The sequence below is a fragment of the Rhodovibrio sodomensis genome, assembly GCF_016583645.1.
GTDB lineage: Bacteria > Pseudomonadota > Alphaproteobacteria > Kiloniellales > Rhodovibrionaceae > Rhodovibrio > Rhodovibrio sodomensis.
This window is the reverse complement of the sequence record NZ_NRRL01000080.1, coordinates 1-19,089: the sequence shown is the minus strand read 5'-3', so window position 1 is coordinate 19,089 and position 19,089 is coordinate 1. Positions and strand designations below refer to the sequence as shown.

Annotated in this window: 17 protein-coding genes and 2 pseudogenes; 3 read left to right on the top strand and 16 right to left on the bottom strand. The window is 65.5% G+C overall.

The window, feature by feature from the left end:
* Positions 1 to 1,056: 1,056 nt before the first annotated feature.
* Positions 1,057 to 1,245, bottom strand: a complete 189-nt coding sequence (locus CKO28_RS19895) for a hypothetical protein (protein ID WP_200342566.1) — start codon at positions 1,243 to 1,245, stop codon at positions 1,057 to 1,059.
* 75 nt (positions 1,246 to 1,320) lie between these two features.
* On the opposite strand from CKO28_RS19895, the gene CKO28_RS19890 reads away from it, so the two are divergent.
* The 3 genes from CKO28_RS19890 (at position 1,321) to CKO28_RS19880 (ending at position 3,159) form a co-directional block, all read left to right on the top strand.
* Complete coding sequence (locus CKO28_RS19890) at positions 1,321 to 1,617, top strand: hypothetical protein (protein ID WP_200342565.1); 297 nt, start codon at positions 1,321 to 1,323, stop codon at positions 1,615 to 1,617.
* Between the two features lie 150 nt (positions 1,618 to 1,767).
* Positions 1,768 to 2,613, top strand: coding sequence for a branched-chain amino acid aminotransferase (locus CKO28_RS19885; RefSeq protein WP_200342564.1), 846 nt, complete (start codon positions 1,768 to 1,770; stop codon positions 2,611 to 2,613).
* A gap of 141 nt (positions 2,614 to 2,754) precedes the next feature.
* Positions 2,755 to 3,159: a hypothetical protein gene (locus CKO28_RS19880; RefSeq protein WP_200342563.1), complete on the top strand. Its 405-nt coding sequence runs from the start codon at positions 2,755 to 2,757 to the stop codon at positions 3,157 to 3,159.
* A gap of 381 nt (positions 3,160 to 3,540) precedes the next feature.
* Here CKO28_RS19880 and CKO28_RS19875 read toward each other — a convergent pair whose 3' ends face one another.
* The 15 genes and pseudogenes from CKO28_RS19875 to CKO28_RS19800 all read right to left on the bottom strand — a co-directional run.
* The gene (locus CKO28_RS19875; protein WP_200342562.1) at positions 3,541 to 5,583 is read right to left on the bottom strand and encodes a CocE/NonD family hydrolase; all 2,043 of its coding nucleotides are present in this window, start codon (positions 5,581 to 5,583) and stop codon (positions 3,541 to 3,543) included.
* Between the two features lie 231 nt (positions 5,584 to 5,814).
* Positions 5,815 to 7,206 carry an ATP-grasp domain-containing protein gene (locus CKO28_RS19870; RefSeq protein ID WP_200342561.1) on the bottom strand — a complete coding sequence of 464 codons (1,392 nt, stop codon included), beginning with the start codon at positions 7,204 to 7,206 and terminating at the stop codon, positions 5,815 to 5,817.
* 132 nt (positions 7,207 to 7,338) lie between these two features.
* Entirely contained in the window at positions 7,339 to 7,896 is a 558-nt protein-coding gene (napF, locus tag CKO28_RS19865; protein WP_200342560.1) for a ferredoxin-type protein NapF, read from the bottom strand.
* 144 nt (positions 7,897 to 8,040) lie between these two features.
* On the bottom strand, positions 8,041 to 8,154 hold the full coding sequence (locus CKO28_RS19860) for a hypothetical protein (RefSeq protein ID WP_207168887.1): 114 nt from the start codon (positions 8,152 to 8,154) through the stop codon (positions 8,041 to 8,043).
* Between the two features lie 421 nt (positions 8,155 to 8,575).
* Positions 8,576 to 10,237, bottom strand: coding sequence for an ATP-binding protein (locus CKO28_RS19855; RefSeq protein ID WP_200342559.1), 1,662 nt, complete (start codon positions 10,235 to 10,237; stop codon positions 8,576 to 8,578).
* Positions 10,218 to 11,318 carry an EAL domain-containing protein gene (locus tag CKO28_RS19850; RefSeq protein ID WP_200342558.1) on the bottom strand — a complete coding sequence of 367 codons (1,101 nt, stop codon included), beginning with the start codon at positions 11,316 to 11,318 and terminating at the stop codon, positions 10,218 to 10,220. Before CKO28_RS19850 ends, CKO28_RS19855 begins: the two co-directional genes overlap by 20 nt.
* 176 nt (positions 11,319 to 11,494) lie before the next feature.
* Positions 11,495 to 12,733 carry an ATP-grasp domain-containing protein gene (locus CKO28_RS19845; RefSeq protein WP_200342557.1) on the bottom strand — a complete coding sequence of 413 codons (1,239 nt, stop codon included), beginning with the start codon at positions 12,731 to 12,733 and terminating at the stop codon, positions 11,495 to 11,497.
* 284 nt (positions 12,734 to 13,017) lie between these two features.
* A complete protein-coding gene (locus CKO28_RS19840) occupies positions 13,018 to 14,415 on the bottom strand; it encodes a CUAEP/CCAEP-tail radical SAM (seleno)protein (protein WP_200342556.1) in 1,398 nt (465 codons plus the stop codon).
* A gap of 249 nt (positions 14,416 to 14,664) precedes the next feature.
* Positions 14,665 to 15,585, bottom strand: a complete 921-nt coding sequence (locus tag CKO28_RS19835; protein WP_200342555.1) for a NifU family protein — start codon at positions 15,583 to 15,585, stop codon at positions 14,665 to 14,667.
* Between the two features lie 139 nt (positions 15,586 to 15,724).
* Positions 15,725 to 16,828: pseudogene (locus CKO28_RS28560) on the bottom strand (AIPR family protein).
* 97 nt (positions 16,829 to 16,925) lie between these two features.
* Positions 16,926 to 17,363: a hypothetical protein gene (locus tag CKO28_RS19820; protein ID WP_200342553.1), complete on the bottom strand. Its 438-nt coding sequence runs from the start codon at positions 17,361 to 17,363 to the stop codon at positions 16,926 to 16,928.
* A 221-nt stretch (positions 17,364 to 17,584) separates the two neighbouring features.
* Positions 17,585 to 17,818 (bottom strand): annotated as a pseudogene (locus tag CKO28_RS19815) (M20/M25/M40 family metallo-hydrolase); the annotation flags it as partial.
* 198 nt (positions 17,819 to 18,016) lie between these two features.
* Positions 18,017 to 18,385: a type 2 periplasmic-binding domain-containing protein gene (locus CKO28_RS19810; RefSeq protein ID WP_200342552.1), complete on the bottom strand. Its 369-nt coding sequence runs from the start codon at positions 18,383 to 18,385 to the stop codon at positions 18,017 to 18,019.
* An 88-nt stretch (positions 18,386 to 18,473) separates the two neighbouring features.
* Positions 18,474 to 18,752 carry a type II toxin-antitoxin system RelE/ParE family toxin gene (locus CKO28_RS19805; protein ID WP_200342551.1) on the bottom strand — a complete coding sequence of 93 codons (279 nt, stop codon included), beginning with the start codon at positions 18,750 to 18,752 and terminating at the stop codon, positions 18,474 to 18,476.
* A gap of 67 nt (positions 18,753 to 18,819) precedes the next feature.
* On the bottom strand, positions 18,820 to 19,089 hold a 270-nt coding region (locus CKO28_RS19800; RefSeq protein WP_200342550.1), incomplete at its 5' end, for a M20/M25/M40 family metallo-hydrolase.

The following is a 19,089-nucleotide window of genomic DNA, read 5'->3' as shown; positions in this document are numbered from 1 at the left end:
GGCCTGAAGGTCTCCAACGCCGACATGGCCACCCTCGACATCACCGGCGATTCCTTCCATCCCGAGTGGAACTACACCATCAAACCAAGGCCAACGAAAACGTAGCGATTATCGTCGGTGGCGTCCTAATCTCGGGGCGCACCTCGCAGCCTAAGCGCAGCCGTTCCGAGTTCCGCCGCTGGTTACGTCGTCTGATTGCAGACGTGTTTTGAGCGACTCCAATCCCGCTTGTAGGCTAGAAGTTGCGCTGCCCGAGCAACACCGCACGACGTTTTGATGGCGACGCGCGCGCGGTGCCGCGTCGGGGCGTGGGGGCCAGCCCCACTTGCCAAGATGGAGAAAGCATCATGGCAAAGCGCAATTGCGGCGGGTGTAAAACCCCGCCCAAGGGGCGCAAGACGGTCAAGGTGCAGCAGCACAAGCGCCGTCCGCCCCGCGACTGCGGCAAGAAGGGTTAGCCCTCTTTGTCGCTCGGGCGGTCAGGTTCGTCCTGGCCGCCCTCATCCCGCTTCCGCTTGTGCGGCTTGGGCGGGGTGCGGAGGGCGCGTTTTAGGGCATCGTCGCGCCGCAAACCTGCATCAGTCGGAGAATTATCAGTGTTCGAAGATGTTTCGTCCGAACTACCGTCTCCCGCGTACCTTGAAGCCATCGGCGCACTTACCATTCTATGGAATCAAGTTGAAGAGTTAAGAGAGCGCCTCCTCTGGCACACTCTTAAACTTGATTACGTGTCTGGTCGCTCTTTGTCAACTCATATCGGAAATGTGACTAAATCCGAAATACTCCGAAATTTGTCTGAAATAAATCATTCATATGAAAATTACGACGCCGTTTGTTACTTTTTAAAGCTTATGGACGCCAACCGTGGCAATCGGAACCAAATTATCCATAGCCAAATATGGGAGCAAGCCGAAGGCCATTCGCCGCACGTTATTCAATATTCTGCAAAAAAGGGATTGAAAGAAAAAATATTAATTGCCGATTTGGATGTCCTTCGTCGGGTATTACATGACATAAAATCAAATTTTTCATACGGTGCCGCAATTTCTTTGAGAATCAACCCTGATTCTTATCCTTTTGCTCGAAACGACGGCGCACCTCCTCCATTGCTTGATAAACCATCGATGCCAAAGTCTCTGCCATGGCATCATCTCGATAGATAGAAACCGCTTCGACGCCTGCTTTCAGCATTTCGTCTGTAACTTCAATTTCTGCGCTGGCCTGTCGCTCCTGATCCTCGTCCATGGCCTCTGTTCCGTCAAGTATATAATTGGGACGAAATTCCTTGCATTCCGCCGGCGCCGCATGTAGTCTGGGCGAATGACCGCGCATCCCCGTCCGCCCGCCTACGAGACCCGGATCGACGGTCCGCTCTGCGCCCGCGCGCGCCGGGCGGCGCGGCTGGGCGGGGCGGAGGCGCTGCACGCCGCGGAGCGGGCGGCGATGGCGCGTACCCACGCCGCGCGCGCCCGCGATCTGGTCGCGGCGATCGCGGCGGCGCGCTTGCAGGCCGTGCACGGCGCGGGCGTGCCGGCGGTCCTCGCGGGCCGGGTGCGGGCGCTGGCCGCGCTGCGGGCACGGGTGGTGGCGGCGGGCGCCGGCGTCCGGGCCGACTGACCCGCCGTTTTGCGCCGCGCGCATGGCCGGCGCGCTTTGCCTGGGATAAAAAATGCGTGCTAGCTTTTCCGCGACGGGCATCCGATCCGCGTCCCCGTGCCATGCCGGCCGGGCGGGTGGGGCCGGAGCCCAAGCACGGGAGAGCGCGCGATGAGTCCCCTGACCTTCGTCGACGGCGAGTGGCTGGAAGGCAACCCCGGGATCATGGGGCCGATGTCGCACGGCTCCTGGATGGCCTCGACCGTGTTCGACGGCGCGCGGGTGTTCGAAGACTGCGCGCCCGACCTGGACCGGCACTGCGAGCGGCTGATCCACAGCGCGCACGCGATGGAGCTGCAGCCGGTGGTGACCGCGCAGGAGATCCTGGACCTGGCGCTGGAGGGGATCGGCAAGTTCCCGCGCGGTACCGAGCTCTACGTCCGGCCGATGTTCTGGGCGGAGACCGGCTTCGTCGCGCCCGATCCGGACAGCACGCGCTTCTGCCTGACCCTGCACGAGGCGCCGATGCCCGAGCCCAAGGGCACCGCGGTGACGTTGTCGAAATACCGCCGGCCGCTGCCGGAGACCATGCCGACCGAGGCCAAGGCCGCCTGCCTCTATCCGACCAGCGGCCGGGCGCTGCGCGAGGCCCGCAGCAAGGGCTTCGACAACGCGGTGATGCTGGACGCGCTCGGCAACGTCGCCGAGCTCGCCACCGCGAACGTCTGGCTGGTGTCGGGCGAGGAGGTCGCCACCCCCGCGCCCAACGGCACCTTCCTGAACGGGATCACCAAGCAGCGGGTGAAGGGGCTGCTGCAGGATGCCGGCTACAAGGTGGTCGAGCGGCGGGTGACCTTCGACGAGCTCCGGCACGCCGACGAGGTCTTCTCCACCGGCAACTACGGCAAGGTGATGCCGATCGTCCGGGTGGACGAACGCCACCTGCAGCCGGGCCCGGTCTACCGTACCGCCCGGCAGGCGTACTGGGACTGGGCGCACGCGTATCCGCTGTTGTAGGCCCGGGCGGGCGGTGCCGGCTCGCGTCGGCCATCCACGCCGGCGTCGGCCCGGCTTAACCCTCCGTTCACCGCCCGCCGGCTAGCCTGCGCGGCTGATCCCACCCACCAGGCGCGGCGCGACGAAAGGCAGGACCGGCAGATGGCATCCCTGGACATGGACGGGCCGTATCCCCTCGATGCGCAAGAGGTCGCCCGCGTCGTCGCCCAGGCCGGCCCCGGCAACTTCGCGCTCGGCAAGATGGATAAGCAGAAGCGCTTCGTCGTGCGCTTCGTCGGCCGGGACGACAAGAACGTCCGCGACGCCATCCTGCAGGCCGCCCGCAAGGCCGACCCGACGCCCGGACTGATCGGCAAGCTGCTCGGCAAGGACGACGGCGCGGACGCCTTCAAGTTCTCCTACGCCCAGGATGCCGAGGCCGCGTTCGGCAAGCACTGCCGCAACTATCACGGCTTCAACTCCAAGGGCCAGCTCGACAACCGCGGCCACCCCAAGGCGCCCAACGGCGGCGGCGCCAAGTGCCCGGTGTGCGGGGAAAAGGGGTAGCGGCCACGCGGCGGCCGACCGACACGAAAAAGGCCCGGAAGCCAGCGCTTCCGGGCCTTTTCGCGTTTTTGAGCAGAGGGGACCCGCGGCCGCTTCCGCGCGCGCCCGCTTTTACCCCTCTCCCTTGAGGGGAGAGGGAGGGGCCCGCGCCCGTCAGGGCGTGGGAGGGTACGGGTGGGACACCTCGGCGTCATCCGAAGAGTCCCACCCTCACCTGTCCTCTCCCCTCAAGGGAGAGGGACCCGCCGTTGCATCCGTCTCCGCGCGCTTAGGGCAAGATGCTGAGAGGTGGAATCACCTGTCAGCTGAATCTTGCCCTCTCTTCAAGAAGCTAGAGCTACATTCAGCTCGAAGGCCGTTTCGGCCTTCAAGCATGTAGCTCTAGACCAAATCGCGCGGGATCGCCTCGTCCCAGGTCTTGGCGAAAACGCGGCTGTCGCCTTCGTAGGCGTCCAGGGTTGCGCGGATGCGGAAGGTTTCCGGGTCGCTGGTCATCAGCGTCCGGGTCACGGTGTGCACTTCCCAGTCCTCGCCCTCCGGGTTGCGGCGGCGGAAGGTGCGCCGCCACTCCGTCCAGCCGGCGAGCGACTGGTAGTCGTCGCCGGAGTAGCTGTAGCGTTCGGTCGTGCGCGAGCCGATCTCCAGGTTGTGCCGCTCGATCCGGTACAGGCCCTCGTCGTTGATCACCTGCAGGGTGGTCTTGTCGTTGGCGAGGTCGCGGATCACCGTCCACTCTTCATGGGTCGGCTGGATCGGCGTCTTCTCCAGCGGCGGCGCGGCCTCCGGCTCGTCGAACGCGGGCAGGGCGGCGTCGTCGGCGTCGCGCCGCGGGCGGACCGGCAGGATGGCCTTGCTGTCGCCCAGGTAGACGGTCAGCTTGACCGGTTTGGGCGCGGGCCAGGCGAGCGGCCAGTAGACGGTCGAGACCGACACCCGGATCGAGTGGCCGGCCGGGAACTTCTGGGCGATGTGCTTGAGGTTGACGCGCACGCGGTAGCGCTTGCCCGGCTCCAGCGGTTCCGGGAACTCGTCGCTGTCGCGGTGGGTCAGGTTGAGCACGCCGTAGGACACGCGCGTCGCCTTGTCGTTCGGCTGCACGTCGATCAGGCGGACCGCCACCATGGCGACCGGCTGGTCGCTCTCGACGTCGAGCTCGACGTACGGCTGGCCGCAGATCTCCAGCGGTTCCGTCAGCCGGGGCGTCTCGAACACCAGCGCGCCGCCGTCCTCGTCGCGCTGGTCGTGCGGCAGGTCCGGCGGGGCGTTGTAGGAACACCACTTACCGGCGTACAGCCCGACGAACAGGGGCGACTGGATGTCGAGCGCCTTGCGTTCGACCTCGGTGTCCTCGGGCACGAGGTCGTGGCCGTAGGTCAGCTTGTAGGCGGTCGGCTGGATGTTGTCGGACGGCCAGTTGGGCTCGCCGACCCAGCGGCCCGGACGGACGTCGTAGCGCGCGCTGGGCGGAACGCTGTCCTGCATCCACACCCGCAGGCGCGGCTCGTCCATGATCCCGGTATCGGTGCCCTTCATCCAGTGGTCGAACCAGCGCAGCGTCTCCTGCAGGAAGCCGATCGCCGGACCGGGCACGCCCATGTGCGGGTACTTGTGCGCCCACGGGCCGACCAGGCCCTTGGCGGGTACGTGCGTCAGCCCGTCGAGCAGGCGGAACACGGCGTTGCAGTAGCCGTCGGCCCAGCCGGAGACGGCGTAGACCGGGATCTGGATGTCGTTGAAGTCCTCGCAGACGCTGCCGTGCTTCCAATAGGCGTCGCGGCGCTGGTGCTCCAGCCACTTCTGCAGCCACAGGCCGCTGCCTTCCAGGCGCTGGTGCCACATCTCCCGCCACCGGTCGCCGACCAGGTCGGGGTCGGGCGGGCAGGCGTTGTGGTCGAACATCGTGGACGCCCACGACAGATTGTCGCCCAACAGACAGCCGCCCATGTGGTGGACGTCGTCGGCGTAGCGGTCGTCGGTCGAGCAGATGGTGATGATGCACTTAAGCTGCTTGGGCCGCATCGCGGCGAGCTGCAGGCCGTTGAAGCCGCCCCAGGAGATCCCGATGATCGCGGCCTGGCCGTCGCACCAGGGCTGGTCTTCCAGCCACTGCAGGATCTCCACGCCGTCGTCCAGCTCCTGCTGCAGGTACTCGTCCTCCAGCACGCCGTCGCTCTCGCCGCTGCCGCGGATGTCGACCCGCACGCCGGCGTAGCCGTGCCCCGCCCAGTAGGGATGCATCTGGGCGTCGCGCGCCAGCGTCAGATCGCGCTTGCGGTAGGGCAGGTACTCCAGGATCGCCGGCACCGGGTTCTGCTCGCCGTCCTTCGGGCGCCAGATCCGGGCGGCCAGGCGGGTGCCGTCCTTGAGGGGAATCCAGGTTTCCTCCTCGATCACCTCACGGGGGAATTCGTTTACGATTCGCATATGTAACTCGTGGTTCGCGCAGAGACGTCAGGGCAAGAGACCGAAAGGTGACCCCACCCTTCGGCATCGTGTCCTCACACTTGAGGAGGTGGAGCGACAGTCAGTCAGCCGGCCGGTTCGGCCTTCAGGCATTCCGCTCGCGGCGCGCGTCCGATCCGGCCGATGTCGGCGGACGCGCGCCCGACGCAGATCTAGCATGGAAATGCTAAAAGGCCGTCTACGCGTCGCCGCCTACTCGTCGATATCGAACTGGAAGTGCAGGCTCTTGATCACCTGCTCGTAGTTCCACAGCAGCTTGCCCTGGCTCTTGCCGCCCATCCAGATGTAGGCGATCGCGAAGGAGTAGGCGTCCTGCTCCGGCAGGTCGGACAGGCGCGTGCCGACCTTGACCTGGGGAGCGATGTAGGTACCGGGGACCTTGGCCTGCGCGGCCTCGATCTGCTGCTTGTCGGGCACGCCGGAGACGGTCGCATCGTCGAAGAACACGCGGTAGAAGAACTTGCCGGCGACGTTGTGCGCGCCCTGCCGGTGCGGCATGTCCGGCCGGCGGCCCAGCGCCAGGTCGACCGTGACCTGCTGGTTGCTGACCCCGTCGACCTTCTCGAACAGGTCGCAGTGCGACTGCGAGATCCGGGTGTTGATCTCCAGCAGCCAGATCTGGTCGGACACCTCGTCCCAGAAGTACTCGATGTTGAACGCGCTGTTGTTGAAGCCGGTGTGGCTCATGATCGTGCGCGTCAACTCGGCCATCTTGTCCTGCACCCGCGCGGGCAGGTTGGACGGGTAGAGGTAGTAGAAGAAGCTCAGCACCTGCGGATAGCGGATCGAATCGACCACGCCGTACGGCACCACCTCGCCCTCATGGACGTAGCCCTCGACCGTGCACTGCCGGCCGCCGATGATCTGCTCGGCCATGCAGTAGCGGCCGTCGACCGACTTGATCTCATCCGGCAGCTCGGCCTGATCGAGGACGTAGTTGAACGGCGTGGAGATCGTGCCGATGTCCGCGCGCAGCTTCTCCACCGCGTGGTCGAAGTCCTCCGGGTTGTCGATCCGGAAGCCCAGGCGCGAGCCCGAGGATTTGATCGGCTTGACGAAAAACGGGAACGACAGCCCGGACTCGCCGATCTTCGGCAGCGCGTTGTCGTCGAACGGGTCGAACGCGGTGAAGTTCGGGATGTGGTCCGGGATCACTTCCTTCTGGACCGACCGGCTCCAGAACTTGTGCTCGCACTTCAGCAGGCTTTCCAGCGAGGTCGTGCGGGTGCCGAACTTGTTGCACAGGATCGGCAGCATGGTGGAGACCGGAAAGTCCATGTAGCCGGCGATCGCGTCGATCGTGCCGTCGAACGCGTTCAGCTTGTCCTCGGCCTCCTTGAGCATGCCGGGGATATCGAACTCTTCCGTCTCGTACACCTTGGCGGGGTCGATCAGGCCGTGGAACGCGATGTCCTGAGCCCCGCGCAGCCGTTTCAGCTTCTGGTGGTGGAAGTCGTTTAGGCCGATGATAAAGACGTTCTTCGTCAGGGGTCTGGTCGGGGCGGATTGACGGCCCCGCCTCCTTGCTTCGTGGATCGGAAATGGCACCGTCGCGGGCGTAGTGCCGCGGACATCGGGCAGCATAGCGCATCCGCGACCTTTTGTCGGCCTTTTCCGCCGGTTAGACGGTAAACGCCGCAAGACAGCTGTGCGATCAATGCGGGCGCGCCCAGGGGACGGCCCGGCAAACCGCATGCCGGCGGGCCCCGAACCGGCTCAGCGTTGCGGACGGTGGACCATCTTGATCACCTGCGCCGGGCAGGCGGCGACACAGGCGCCGCAGCCGGTGCAGGCGTCGGTCTTGAGCCAGGGGACCGGCGGGCCGCTTTCCTCCGGCGCGAACGGGATCGCGTGGTAGTCGCAGACGTCGCCGCAGGTCTGGCAGACGATCCCGTTGGTTGCCAGGCACCCGGCCCCGATCCGCGCGACCCAGTCCCACGGGCTGCTGCTGTCGGGGTCGTCGAACGCGGGCTCCGGACAGGCGTCGACGCAGGCGCGGCAGAAGGTGCACTCGCCGCTGCCCTGAGCGATGTCGACCTCCGGAAATCCGCCGTCGCCCTTGACCAGAATCCCCTCGGGGCAGGCCTCCAGGCAGGCGCCGCAGCGCGTGCAGGCATCCTCGAACCCGTCGGTCGCCCAGGGCGGGCGCCAGGGATCGGCGGCGCGGTCGGCCTCGCGCCGGCGGTCTTTCCGGTCACGTCCTTCGACCAGGCCGGCGAGCGGGCGGCGCAGGAAGGCGCGCCGGCTGCGGTCGATCCGGTTGTCTCCGGCCATCGTGCGTCGGCTCCCAGAGCAAGATGCTGAAAGGTGAATCCACCTTTCAGCATCTTGCTCTCTCTTCAAGCAGGTAGAGCAAAATTCACGATGAAGGTCGACACGACCTTCATCGATTTTGCTCTAGCGGGGTCGTGGTGAGGCTCAGCCGCCCGGTGGGCCGGACGGGCCGGTGATCAGCTGATAGATCCATACAAGGAAACCGTCGGCGGCGACCACGCCAACCGCGACGACCGGCCGGGTCAAGACGGCCAGCAGCGCGAATACGACCTGCGCGCCGCGCTTGCCGAGGAGAAACCGGGGGCGGATCGGCTTGCCGGCGTGGGCCGTCGCATGGCCTGCGGCCGTCGACCAGACTGTCGCGCGCGGCCATCGGGCGCTTCCAGGTCCGGGTGACGGCGGTATCGGCCAGTGGGGTCCCCCGGTGGGGTCGGCCAGTGGGGTCGGCCAATGGGGTCGGCCAGTGGGCCGCGCCCCGCCGTCACGCGGGCTCGAAGGGTCCTTTACCGCCCTCGAGCGTGCCGGATCGCCCAGTCGATTTAAAAGGGGGAAGCCGGAAAAATCCGGAACGACCGACAGACGTTCGTGGGCCGTAGAAGAATAGCCGCCGGAAAATTCGGATAAGGAGGAAGCGGTTCCGTTTCCAAAGATTTTAACGACAACCTTGCGCCTCGGCGGTTCATGTTTCCGCCCGGCCGGCCGCCGGTTCGAGCGGTAGGTGGACGGTCACGGTGGTGCCCGTCCCGGGGGTGCTTTCCAGGGTCAGGCGGCCGCCGTGCGCCTGTGCCAGCTGGGCGGTCAGCGGCAGGCCGATGCCCAGTCCCTCGGCGTTGCGGGACAGCGTGCCGTCCGCCTGCTTGAACGGTTGCAGCACGTCGGCCTGCTGGTCTTGGGCGATGCCGATTCCGGTGTCCGCGACCCAGATCGCCATTTCCGCGCCGCGCAGCCCGGCGGCGACTGTAATCCGGCCGCCGGCCCCGGTGAACTTGACCGCGTTGGTCAGCAGGTTGACCAGCATCTGCCGGACCTTCTGCGGGTCGGCGATCAGTTCCGGCAGGTCGGCCGGCGCCTTGACCTGCAGGTCGATGCCCTCGCGCGCGGCCTTCTCCCGGACGAACGCGGCACAGGTTTCCAGCAGCCGGGCCACCGCGATCCCGTCCGGGCGCAGGCGCAGCTCGTTCAGCTCCAGCTTGACCACGTCGATGATGTCGTTGATCACCCCCAGCAGGTGCCGGGACGAGGCCAGCACGTCGTCGACGTAGGCGTCGTAGCGTTCGTCGCCGAGCGGGCCGAACAGCTCCTGGTCCATGATCTCCGAGAAGCCGATCACGGCGTTGAGCGGCGTGCGCAGCTCGTGGCCGACCATCGCCAGGAACTGGTTCTTCGCTTGGTCCGCCGCCTTGGCGCGCTCCAGGGCCGCGTTCAGCTCGGTGTTCTTGGCGCGCAGCTGGGCCAGCGCGGCCTCCAGTTCGGCGCGGTAATCGCGGGCCCGCCGGTCCGCGGCGATCTCCTGCGTCACGTCGCGCGCGGAGCCGTGGAAGCCGGCGAAGTTGCCGGTGTCCTCGTCGAAGCTGGGGATGCCGGAGATTTCGAACATCCGCTCGTCCGGGGTGTCGGCGGCGATGACGTAGAGCACCGCCTCGAACGGGGCCCGGCGGCTCGCCTTGAGCAGGCGCTGCTTGGGCACCTTCGGGTTGACGCCGACCTGCCCGAGGTCGAAGAAGTTGCGGCCGAGCACGCTCACCGGATCGAACCCGAGGACGCCGTCGTCGCGCGTGCTGGAGCTGGTGAAGGTCCAGTCGGCGTCGACCTCCCAGACCCAGTCGGAGACGGTCGACAGGATTTCCTCGAACCGGCCGCGCAGGGCGCGCACGTTCGCGATCGCTTCGCGCGTGCGGGTCACTTCGGTGAACGTGCCGATCAGGGCGCGCACGCGCCCGTCGGGGCCCGGCACGGTGCGGTGCAGCCCCTCGAACGTGCGGGTCTGGGCCAGCCGCTCGCCGGACACCCGTTCGGTCTGGCGTACCGTCTCCCGGGCCCGGCCGATCCGCCGGGTCAGGGTGCGCGGCAGCCGGCCGCCGTCGGTCAGCAGCGTCGGGCCGAGCGCGGTATCGAACGCCGCATTGGAAAAGATCACCCGCCCGTCCGGGGCCGCGATATAGAGCGGCGCCGCCATCTCCAGCAGCACCGGCCAAGCGGATTCCAGGATCGCGGAGTCCTCCGGAATCGCGGTGTCCCCGTCCGGGCTGGCACTGGCGCCCCCGGCGGTGCCGGTTGCGGCGCCGTCGGGCGCGCGCGCCGCGTCGGGCGCTTCGGGATGATTATTCCGCAGCTTGCTCACGCCGCGCCTCCGCGGCCGTCCGATTGGCGTGGGGATTGGCCGTTTCCGCGGTGCTGGCGAGGTAGTTGACGCCGTGCTCGTAGAGCCAGGTCGCCTCCGCGTCCGCGGGGTCGGCGTAGGCGATCGTCTCGATCCGCAGCCGGTGCGCCATCTCCAGGAGCTTGCGCGCGATCACGCCGCGGTAAGGGTCGCCCGCCACGCCCTGGACCAGCTGCGGCGCCAGCCAGGCATACTCCGGGCGCAGATGCTGCAGCAGCTCGAGCGCGCCCACGCCGCTGCCGAGCCGCCCGAGCGCGACCTCGTAGCCCTGCGCGCGGTAATAGCTCAGGATGTTCTTCAGATGAGCGACGTCGTAGCCGCCCTGCGGGTGGTTCAGGGTGAAGACGATGTTCTCCGGCGGCAGGCCGACGCGGTGGGCGGCGTCGACCGTGGTGCGCAGGCAGTAGACCGGGTCGTAGATCGCCGCCGGCTGGAACTCGACGAACACCGGGGTATCGATGTCTTGGGCCGGCGTCGCCTCGATGCAGGCGATCCGCGCGCTGCGGTCGAGCTGGTGCAGCAGATCCGCCCGCCGGGCGAGCTCGAACACCGCATCCGCCGTCTCGCACATCCGCGGGAACTGCAGTTGCGCGCCGTGCGCCATCACGTCGGTTTGGTCGTCGGCGAACACGATCGGCGCGAAGCTGACCGCGAAGGCGTTGTCGGCCAGCGTGTCGATCAGCGGGCCGGCGCGCAGGTAGTTGATGAAGGTGTCCAGCCCGTTGACGCGCGGGTAGTCGGCGAACTCCGGCGTCGCCCCGGGCGCCATGGCGAGCGCGCGGGCCGCGCGCCGCTCCTCCGCCGACAGGGTGTGTTCCAGCGCGATCAGGGCGGTCCGGGTGGCGTCGTCGGCGACCTGCAGGATCATGCCGTCGCCGTTGCCGGCCGGCTCCAAGCCAACCCCGGCGCGCTCCAGCTGCTTGCGGATCTTGCCGGCGCTGTGGCCGAGCGGTGGCCAGAGATACAGGGTCATCGGGGCGTCGGGGCGCGCCGGCAGGCGTTCGCAGCGCGCGCAGCCGCTCCGGTTGGAACTGCAGGCCATCTATCGTCTCTCCCAAAGCCCGGTTATGCCGACCCGTCTCGCCCCTTTCCGAGAGCGGATGTCGGTGCCCGCCGCGCCCCGGAAAGTCGGCCGAACTTAGGGGGATTTAAGCTAAGAAACTGTAAACCGTTGATTTTGCGCCAGAGCAAAATCTTGCTCTAGGTTAAAGAGGCCGATCACCCGATCCGCACGTCGAGCGCCGCGGCCGCGTCGCTGAGGGCCCGCTGCACCGCCGCCGCACTGTCCGCCTGGGCGAACAGGAAGCCCAGGTAGCGGTCGCCGTCCGGCAGGGGGCGGACGTAGGTGCCGGGCGCGACCGTGATCTGCAGGTCCAGGATGCCCGGGACCGCCAGCGCCGCACCGCGGTTGTCGACCGCCTGCAGGGTGCCTTCGCGCGGCACCGGCAGCATCATCACCCCGGACGGCCGGGAGACCCGCTTCAGCTCGGCCGGATCGCGGCCAAGCGCGTGGGCGACGATCACCTCCTCCAGCGACAATCCGGCGCCGTAGCGCAGGATGCGCGCGCACAGCCCGCCGATCGAGCGCGCGGCCAGTTCCAGCGGCACCGGGCCGTAGTCCTCGGTCAGCCGCAGTTCGGCGTGGATCGGCCCGTCGCTGAGGCCGAGCGCCGCGACGCTCTCCCGGACCCGCGCGATCACCTGTTGCTGCACCGCCTCCGGCAGGCTGGAGGGGGTGAGGAACACCGTCTCCTCGAAGGTCGGGCCTTCCATCGGCTCGGGCTTGTCGAACAGCGCGATGGTGTGCAGCCGGCCGTCGATCAGCAGGCCTTCCAGCGCGACCTCGCCGCCCGGCAGGTACTCCTCCGCCAGCACGTAGGGCGCCGCGCGCAGGCCGGTCTCCTCGCGGGTCTCCGCCAGGATCCGGCGGATGCGCTCGAACGCCTGGACGAACGCCTGCGGATCGTCGGCCCGGATCACCCCGCGGCTGGCGGCGAGCGACAGCGGCTTGAGCACGACCGGGTAGGCGTTGATCTGCCGGGCGCAGGCGGGCGGATCGTCTGCCGCGCCGAACAGCCGGAAGGTCGGCTGCACCACGCCCGCCGCGGAGAGCGCCTGGCGGAAGCGGTACTTGTCGCTCGCCGCCGCGACCGCCTCGGGGTCGTTATGCGGCAGGCCGAGGTCCGCGCTCGCCCGCGCGGCGATGGTAGCCGTGCCCTCGTCCACCCCGACGATCGCGGCGAGCGGATAGCGGGCGTGGAAGTCGGCGATCTGCGTCACCGCGCGGTCGGGATCGGCGAATGCGACCTCCAGCGTGCCGGCGGGGTCGAACTGCTGCGGCACGCCCGCCTGATCGGAGCCGACCGTCACCGTGACGTTGAGCCGCTGGGCCGCGTCCAGGAAATCGCCGGCGCGGTAGGAGGTCGTGGGGATCAGCAGTAGCAGCCGGCCGTCCATGCGTGCTCCCGCTTAGAAGAGGTCACCACCAAGACACGAAGACACCAAGGTGGCGTGCCGCGCGGCGGCGTTTTGAAGAAAGACGAACCACAGAGGCACAGAGACACAGAGGAGGAGAATCTTTGCGCGCGAAGCGCGCCATGCCGCCTCAGACGATGCGGCTTTCCGGCGTGAGCGGGCGCCACGCATATCGCGATCGGCAAACCGTCTCTGTGCCTCTGTGTCTCTGTGGTGCGTCTTCCCGAACTTGACCGTTCTTGGTGCCTTGGTGGTGAACCCCGCGCTTACACCTTCGCGAGCTGGTCCTCGCTGGGTTCGGCGCAGCAGTACCACGGCTCGCTCATCGCCGGCACCGGGCCGCTGTCCGCGCCGGCCGCGGGCAGGGCGGGAGCTTCCAGGCCGCAGGCATCGTGCGCGATCTCCCAGATCCGCTGGAACACCGCGCGCCGGCTGGCGTCCTCCTGGTCGCCCTGCTGCACGGCGTCGCGCACCCGCTCCTGCAGGGCGTCGGCGCGCGGGTCGATCGCCGACCAGCGGTAGGTCAGCTTCTCCGGATCGAAGCCGTCCATCCAGCGGTCCGTGTCGTCCAGCTCCAGGATCCGGCTGCCCTGCGGGATCAGCAGGCGGATCGACAGCTGGATCGGGCCGACGTTCTCCACCAGGTCCTGCGCGCCAAGCGTGCGCAAGAGGTCCAGGAAGCCCTCCGGCGTCGACCAGGGGTGGAACGGGATGAAGGTCGGCGACAGGGTCAGGCCGGCGTCGCGCGCGGCCTGGACGACCTCGACGAAGTCCTGCCGGGTGTGGCCCTTTTCCAGCTTGTCCAGGACGACGTCGTCGACCTCCTCGACGGCCGTGGTCACGAACAGGCAGCCGGTCCGGCGCAGGTCGTCCAGCTTGTCGGCGTGCGCCTTCAGGTGCTCGACCTTGATCGTGGCGTCGTAGGTGACGTCCGGGAATTCGGCGTGGAACGCCTCGGCCAGCTTCATCGCGTGGCCGGGGCCGTTGAAGAAGTCCGGATCGCCGAAGGTGACGTGCTGCGCGCCGGCCGCGATCTGGCCGCGCACGTCCGCCATCACGACCTCGCGCGGGACGGCGAAGAAGCGGCCCTGGTAGACCGGCACGACCGGGCAGTGCCGGCACAGGTGCTTGCAGCCGCGGGTCGCCTCGGTATAGGCGACCGTGCGCTCCTCGCCGTCGCCCATGATCAGCTTGGCGTAGCGGTCCAGGTCCGGCAGTTCGGTGCGCCGGGGCACGCGGTAGCGCTGCTTGTCCATCCGCACGGCCGCCTCGGCGTCCGGCTTGTGGGACGCATCCGCGCCGGTCAGGCGGCGGTACAGCTCGACGAGCGCGCCCTCGACCTCGCCGGCGACCACCGTGTCGCCGCCGAGTTCGCGCAGGTAGCCCTCGTTGACGCTGGCGTAGAGGCCGTAGAAGGCGAGATGCGCGTGCGGGTTCAGCGCGCGCACCTTGGGCAGCGCGGCGGCGGCCAGACGCGTGGCCGTGTGCATCGGCAGGTGGATCGCGATCAGCCCGGCGCCCCGCACGGCGTCCTCGTCCAGGCAGTCCACCGCCAGGTCGACCGCGCGCACCTCCGCGCCCTCGTCCGCCAGCCAGCGCGCGGGCGCGGCGATGCCGTAGGGCTGGTGGCCCAGCTCGTAGGTGGAGATCAGACAGATCTTCATGGATGCGTTTTCACCATCGGGCCCCCGGAGGAGAGGGGTCACCACAGAGGTCACAGAGAGCACGGATAAGAAGGTTATTGCGCGCGAAGCGCGCTACCCAGTTTCGGGCTAGCAGTGCTTCGGCGCGGAACCTGCGCGACGATTGGCGCCCTACGCCGAGGCGCCTCCGTGTTCTCTGTGCTCTCTGTGGTTCAACCACTTACACCCTGTTTCCGCGGTGGCGCGGTGGTGACCCTTCTTGAACGTGGATTACGCGACCGGGGATTCGCCGCCGCCCTTGCCGGGCTGGAAGTAGGGGTTGGTGCCGCTGGCGTGGTCGGTCACGTCCAGGATCTCCTCGATCTGCGGCACATGGCGCTTGATCTCGTTCTCGATCCCCTGCTTGAGCGTCACCCCGGCCATGCCGCAGCCCTGGCAGCCGCCCTCCAGGCGGACGTAGACGCGGGCCCCCTGGACGTCGATCAGGGCGATGTGGCCGCCGTGCCCGGCGACCGCGGGGTTGACCCGCTCGTCCAGCACCTTCTTGACCGCCTGGCCGGCCTCGGTTTGCAGGCCCGGCTTTTCGATCGCGTCCTGGTAGTCCTGGACCTTCTCCACCTCGGGCACGTAGTGGCGCAGCATGTTCTCGATCTGCGAGAGCATGGCGTAGGCGCTGCCCTCCAGCTTGAGGTTCAGCGTGCCGCCGACCATGGAGTGGAACGCGACCTCGCCGCCGGTCTGCTCGATCGCCGGCTGGATGCGCGTCTCCAAGAGTTCGGTGACCTGCTCGATCAGCTCCTCGTCGGCGTCGGAGACCGGCTCCTTGCCCTCCTGGATCTCGTGCATCGGGTCCGCCGAGGCGCCGTTGCCGCCGCCGCCCGCGCCGTTACCGTCGGCTGCTGCGGGCTCCTCGATCACCGGCTGGCCGGAGGTGAAGTGCTGCATGATCCCGGCCAGCACGTGCGGCTTCAGGGTCAGCCACTCGGCGTTCGGCGCCTTGGTGACGGCCACGCTCTCGCCGTTCAGCTGCACCCCGCGCACCTGCTCCAGCTCGAACAGCCGGGCCGCCAGCGGCGACCGGCGCGCCTCCTCCGGGCCGCCGAACGCGATCGGCCCGGCGCCGTAAACCTCGCGCCCGGGGACGAACTCGATGGTGTCGGGATCGTTGGTCGCCTGCGTCTGAATGAACATCTCTCGCCTCCGCGCCGTGTCTGTGTCGGCGCCTGTCTGAATGCCGCCCGCGTAGTGCCGGCGGCCATGCCGCCGCCCACGCGCGGGCGGTGAATACCCGCATGCAAAGGTAGGCGGATGGGCGCGGGGAGGGAAGGGGTTACGGCGGGCTGTCTTCGGTGTGTAGAGCACTGTTGATATGACTTTGGATGCCATGAGATTTAAAGTAGTTATTCGGAGAGGTGAATTTGTCTTCGTTACTGCGCACAACCTTCACCATTAAATCTCTAGCTTGCTCGTAAAGCTTGATAGCCTCATTTCCCGCTTCGGAAAATAGTTCTATTTTGTCAGCAAGGCTTTTGTCGTTATGTTTAGGCCACTTTTCCGAGTTGAATGTAAGAAATCCAAGAATACGGGCGACATGGAATACGCCATACGTGACAACACTATGTTGCAAATCAGAGGAGTCGAGTTTTCTTGCCTGGATTTTACCTTGATCTGCGCAGAGCTTATACATCAAATATGACAGTAAAAGCTGGCCTACATCGGCCTTCTCAAACAAACCTGAATAGTATTCGTCGGTAAATATTTTGTATTTCTGCGCTCTGGCGACAGTAGGTTTCTTCTGCACAATCGCGAGGTATGCCTGTGCCGCCTTCTCATTGTTGACAATTCTTCCCCGAGGGATCGTTTTGTCATCTCGAAATTCGTTAGCTTTTCTCTCATAATAATACCCATACTGTTCTCGCATAATTTTTTGAATGAGTATCTGTTTGTCATCATTGGCGTAGAGGTCGCGGTGATTTATAGAGTTTCGGTTGTTTGTCGCTAAAACAATCTTGTTAACAAAATCCTGATTTGTCGATTCGAAAACTTTTGCCTAAACAAAGACGTCTTCTCGAAGTTCGCCATCATCTCTTGCTTGCTTTAGAGTTAGCGAGGTTTGGCACCCATTGATGATCTGGACATTCTTAACTTTTATACTAGGGTGATCGGGGTCCCTTGAGAAGTCGATATTGTCGCAAACCATTGTTATGCCGTTATTCATAAACCAGAAGCGTTGGGCAGTATCTTCATTCGTGCAAGTGTGATAAATGTCTGAATTCACACGTCCGCGTAGACCGAGATATCTGCGGACATTCTTGTCGAAAATGGCATTTTTGGGCTCGGTACCTGCGACTCTAGCGATTTCATAAGCTGGGACTGTGCATATGAAAGACCTAATGCCCTCGCTTTGGAATTGGATGATTGATGGACGGTTCACATCATACACTATCTTAATATCTTCATTGATTTTACGTGTTGTTGCTTCAAGCTCGTTAAGGCGATCGACCAATTCACGCGCGCCAATTTCGTCAATTTCAAAGTCTTGAAAGCTTGCCGCTTTCCACTTTTCTGTTACAACGATTTTTTTCTTGTTTATACTCTTCACTCAATTCATAAGTATCGCCTTTGGTGATAAAAAGGACTTGAACTTCTAAATTCGAGGTTCCGTAATTCTTGCGAAGCTCTCGAATTTCTTTAGTTTTGGCAATTAGGCTGCTGTTCTTGAGGTTTTCGTATTCGCTCTTCGGTTTTTCGAAAATCCATCGCAAACCATTGTTAATTAGAATAAGGCTGTTAGAGGAAAAGCCTTTGGTATTTTTTGTTTGAATTATGTAAATCTTTGCATGGCTATCCTCGGGGTGGTCCTCAATATGAATAATATCGACATGTTTTTCCTGTGCGCCATCGATTAGTTCGTCTGCAGGAACTTCGTCATCTTCTGGTTCAAAATACAAGGAATACGCCCAATGCATGAAAGCATTGTCTTCGTTTGTATCAATGCGAGATTGCGTTTGTTCGATTTGTTATTCGATAATGGTTTGCTGCAGTTGGGTAGACATCACTTACCTTGTTTGATCTGCATATTATGTCGAAGACTGACGAATCGTCGTCGGCGCGCGCGTGGGCGGCACCTTTCACGAGAGTAATAAATGGTGGGCTATGCGTCTACGGTGCAAGCGGTGCAAAGCAAAAGTTAGCGGTCCACCAACCCCCGCAACACCGCCACACACCGATCCAGTTCCCCCGCCTCGATGAACTCGTCCGGCTGGTGGGCCTCGCGGATGTTGCCCGGGCCCATCACCACCGTGGAGAAGCCGTGGGTCTGGAAGACGCCGCCTTCGGTGGCGTAGGAAACGACCTCGGTGCGGTTGCTGCCGGTGAGTTGGCGGGCCAGCGCCTCGGCGGCGCCGCGCGGCGGGGACGGCGTCGGCGGCGGCGTGCGGGCCGGTTTCCGGGGCGAGCGCGGTCACGCGCGCGTGCTGGACGGTCTCGATCGCCGCCTCGGGCGCGCTGGTTTGCAGGCGCGACAGCACGGTCTCCTTGCCGGTGATCGCGGTCTCGTAGCTGTTGATGCCCTTGTGCGCTTGCCCCAAGTTAGGCGGATGGGCGCGGGGAGGGAAGGGGGTTAGCCGGTGCGGCGATCCGAAGCCGGTTGCGCCTTGGCCGGGTCGTGCGCGTTGTGGAGGTCGCGCAGCCGGTCGGCGTGCACCGGGTCGTGATCGGGCAGGCTTACGTGAAGGGTAAGGCGGCCGCCCTGCTGCTCCAGGCGTTCTTGCAGGCACGCGATAAAGGCCTCCGCCGCTTCCAGCCGGCGATCGAGTTCGTCGGGTTCGATCCCGAGCTCCTCGGCCGCCTGCAAACGCGCGGCGTTTCCGAGTTTCTGAATGTCGTCGAAAGCCGCCCGTTCAGCACGCAGCTCAGCCGATCGGCGTTTCATCGCTTCTTGTTCCTCGGGCGGTAGACTGGCGATCCAGTCCCTTGCGTCACGGCCCATAGCTTCACTCCTCGTAGCCTTACATTCTCGATAGATGATCATCGAAACGTCTGTCGGCAATCGCAATGAGGTGGCGATAGAAACGCCGCTAGTTCCGACCGGTTTTGTCGCCACCCACAAAGACGATCGCTCTGCGGGCCGGGTCAAAAGCGAAGGCAACACGCCATTGTCCGTCGCCGGCCCTGAACCGGAGCTCTTTCAGATTCGGGTGGCGCGAACCGCTCAGCGTGTCCACGTGCGGCCGGCCAAGATGCGGCCCATAGGTCTCAAGGTCTTGGAGCATGGAGGATAGCGCCGCCCGAACCTCGGCATCTTGCTGCGCGAGTTCTCCCTGGAAGGCCGGATGAAGTTGGACGCGCCATACCATCGCGCGTCAATAAATACGCGACCGCGCGTGAGGAGGGTAGGAAAAACGCCCGTCGTGTGGCGCGCGGCTATACGTCCGCCAACCCCCGCAACACCCCCACGCACCGATCCAATTCCCCCGCCTCGATGAACTCGTCCGGCTGGTGGGCCTCGCGGATGTTGCCGGGGCCCATCACCACCGTGGAGAAGCCGTGGGTCTGGAAGACGCCGCCTTCGGTGGCGTAGGCGACGACCTCGGTGCGGTTGCTGCCGGTGAGTTGGCGGGCCAGCGCCTCGGCGGCGCCGCGGTGGGCGGCGGGGACGGCGTCGGCGGCGGCGTGCGGGCCGGTTTCCGGGGC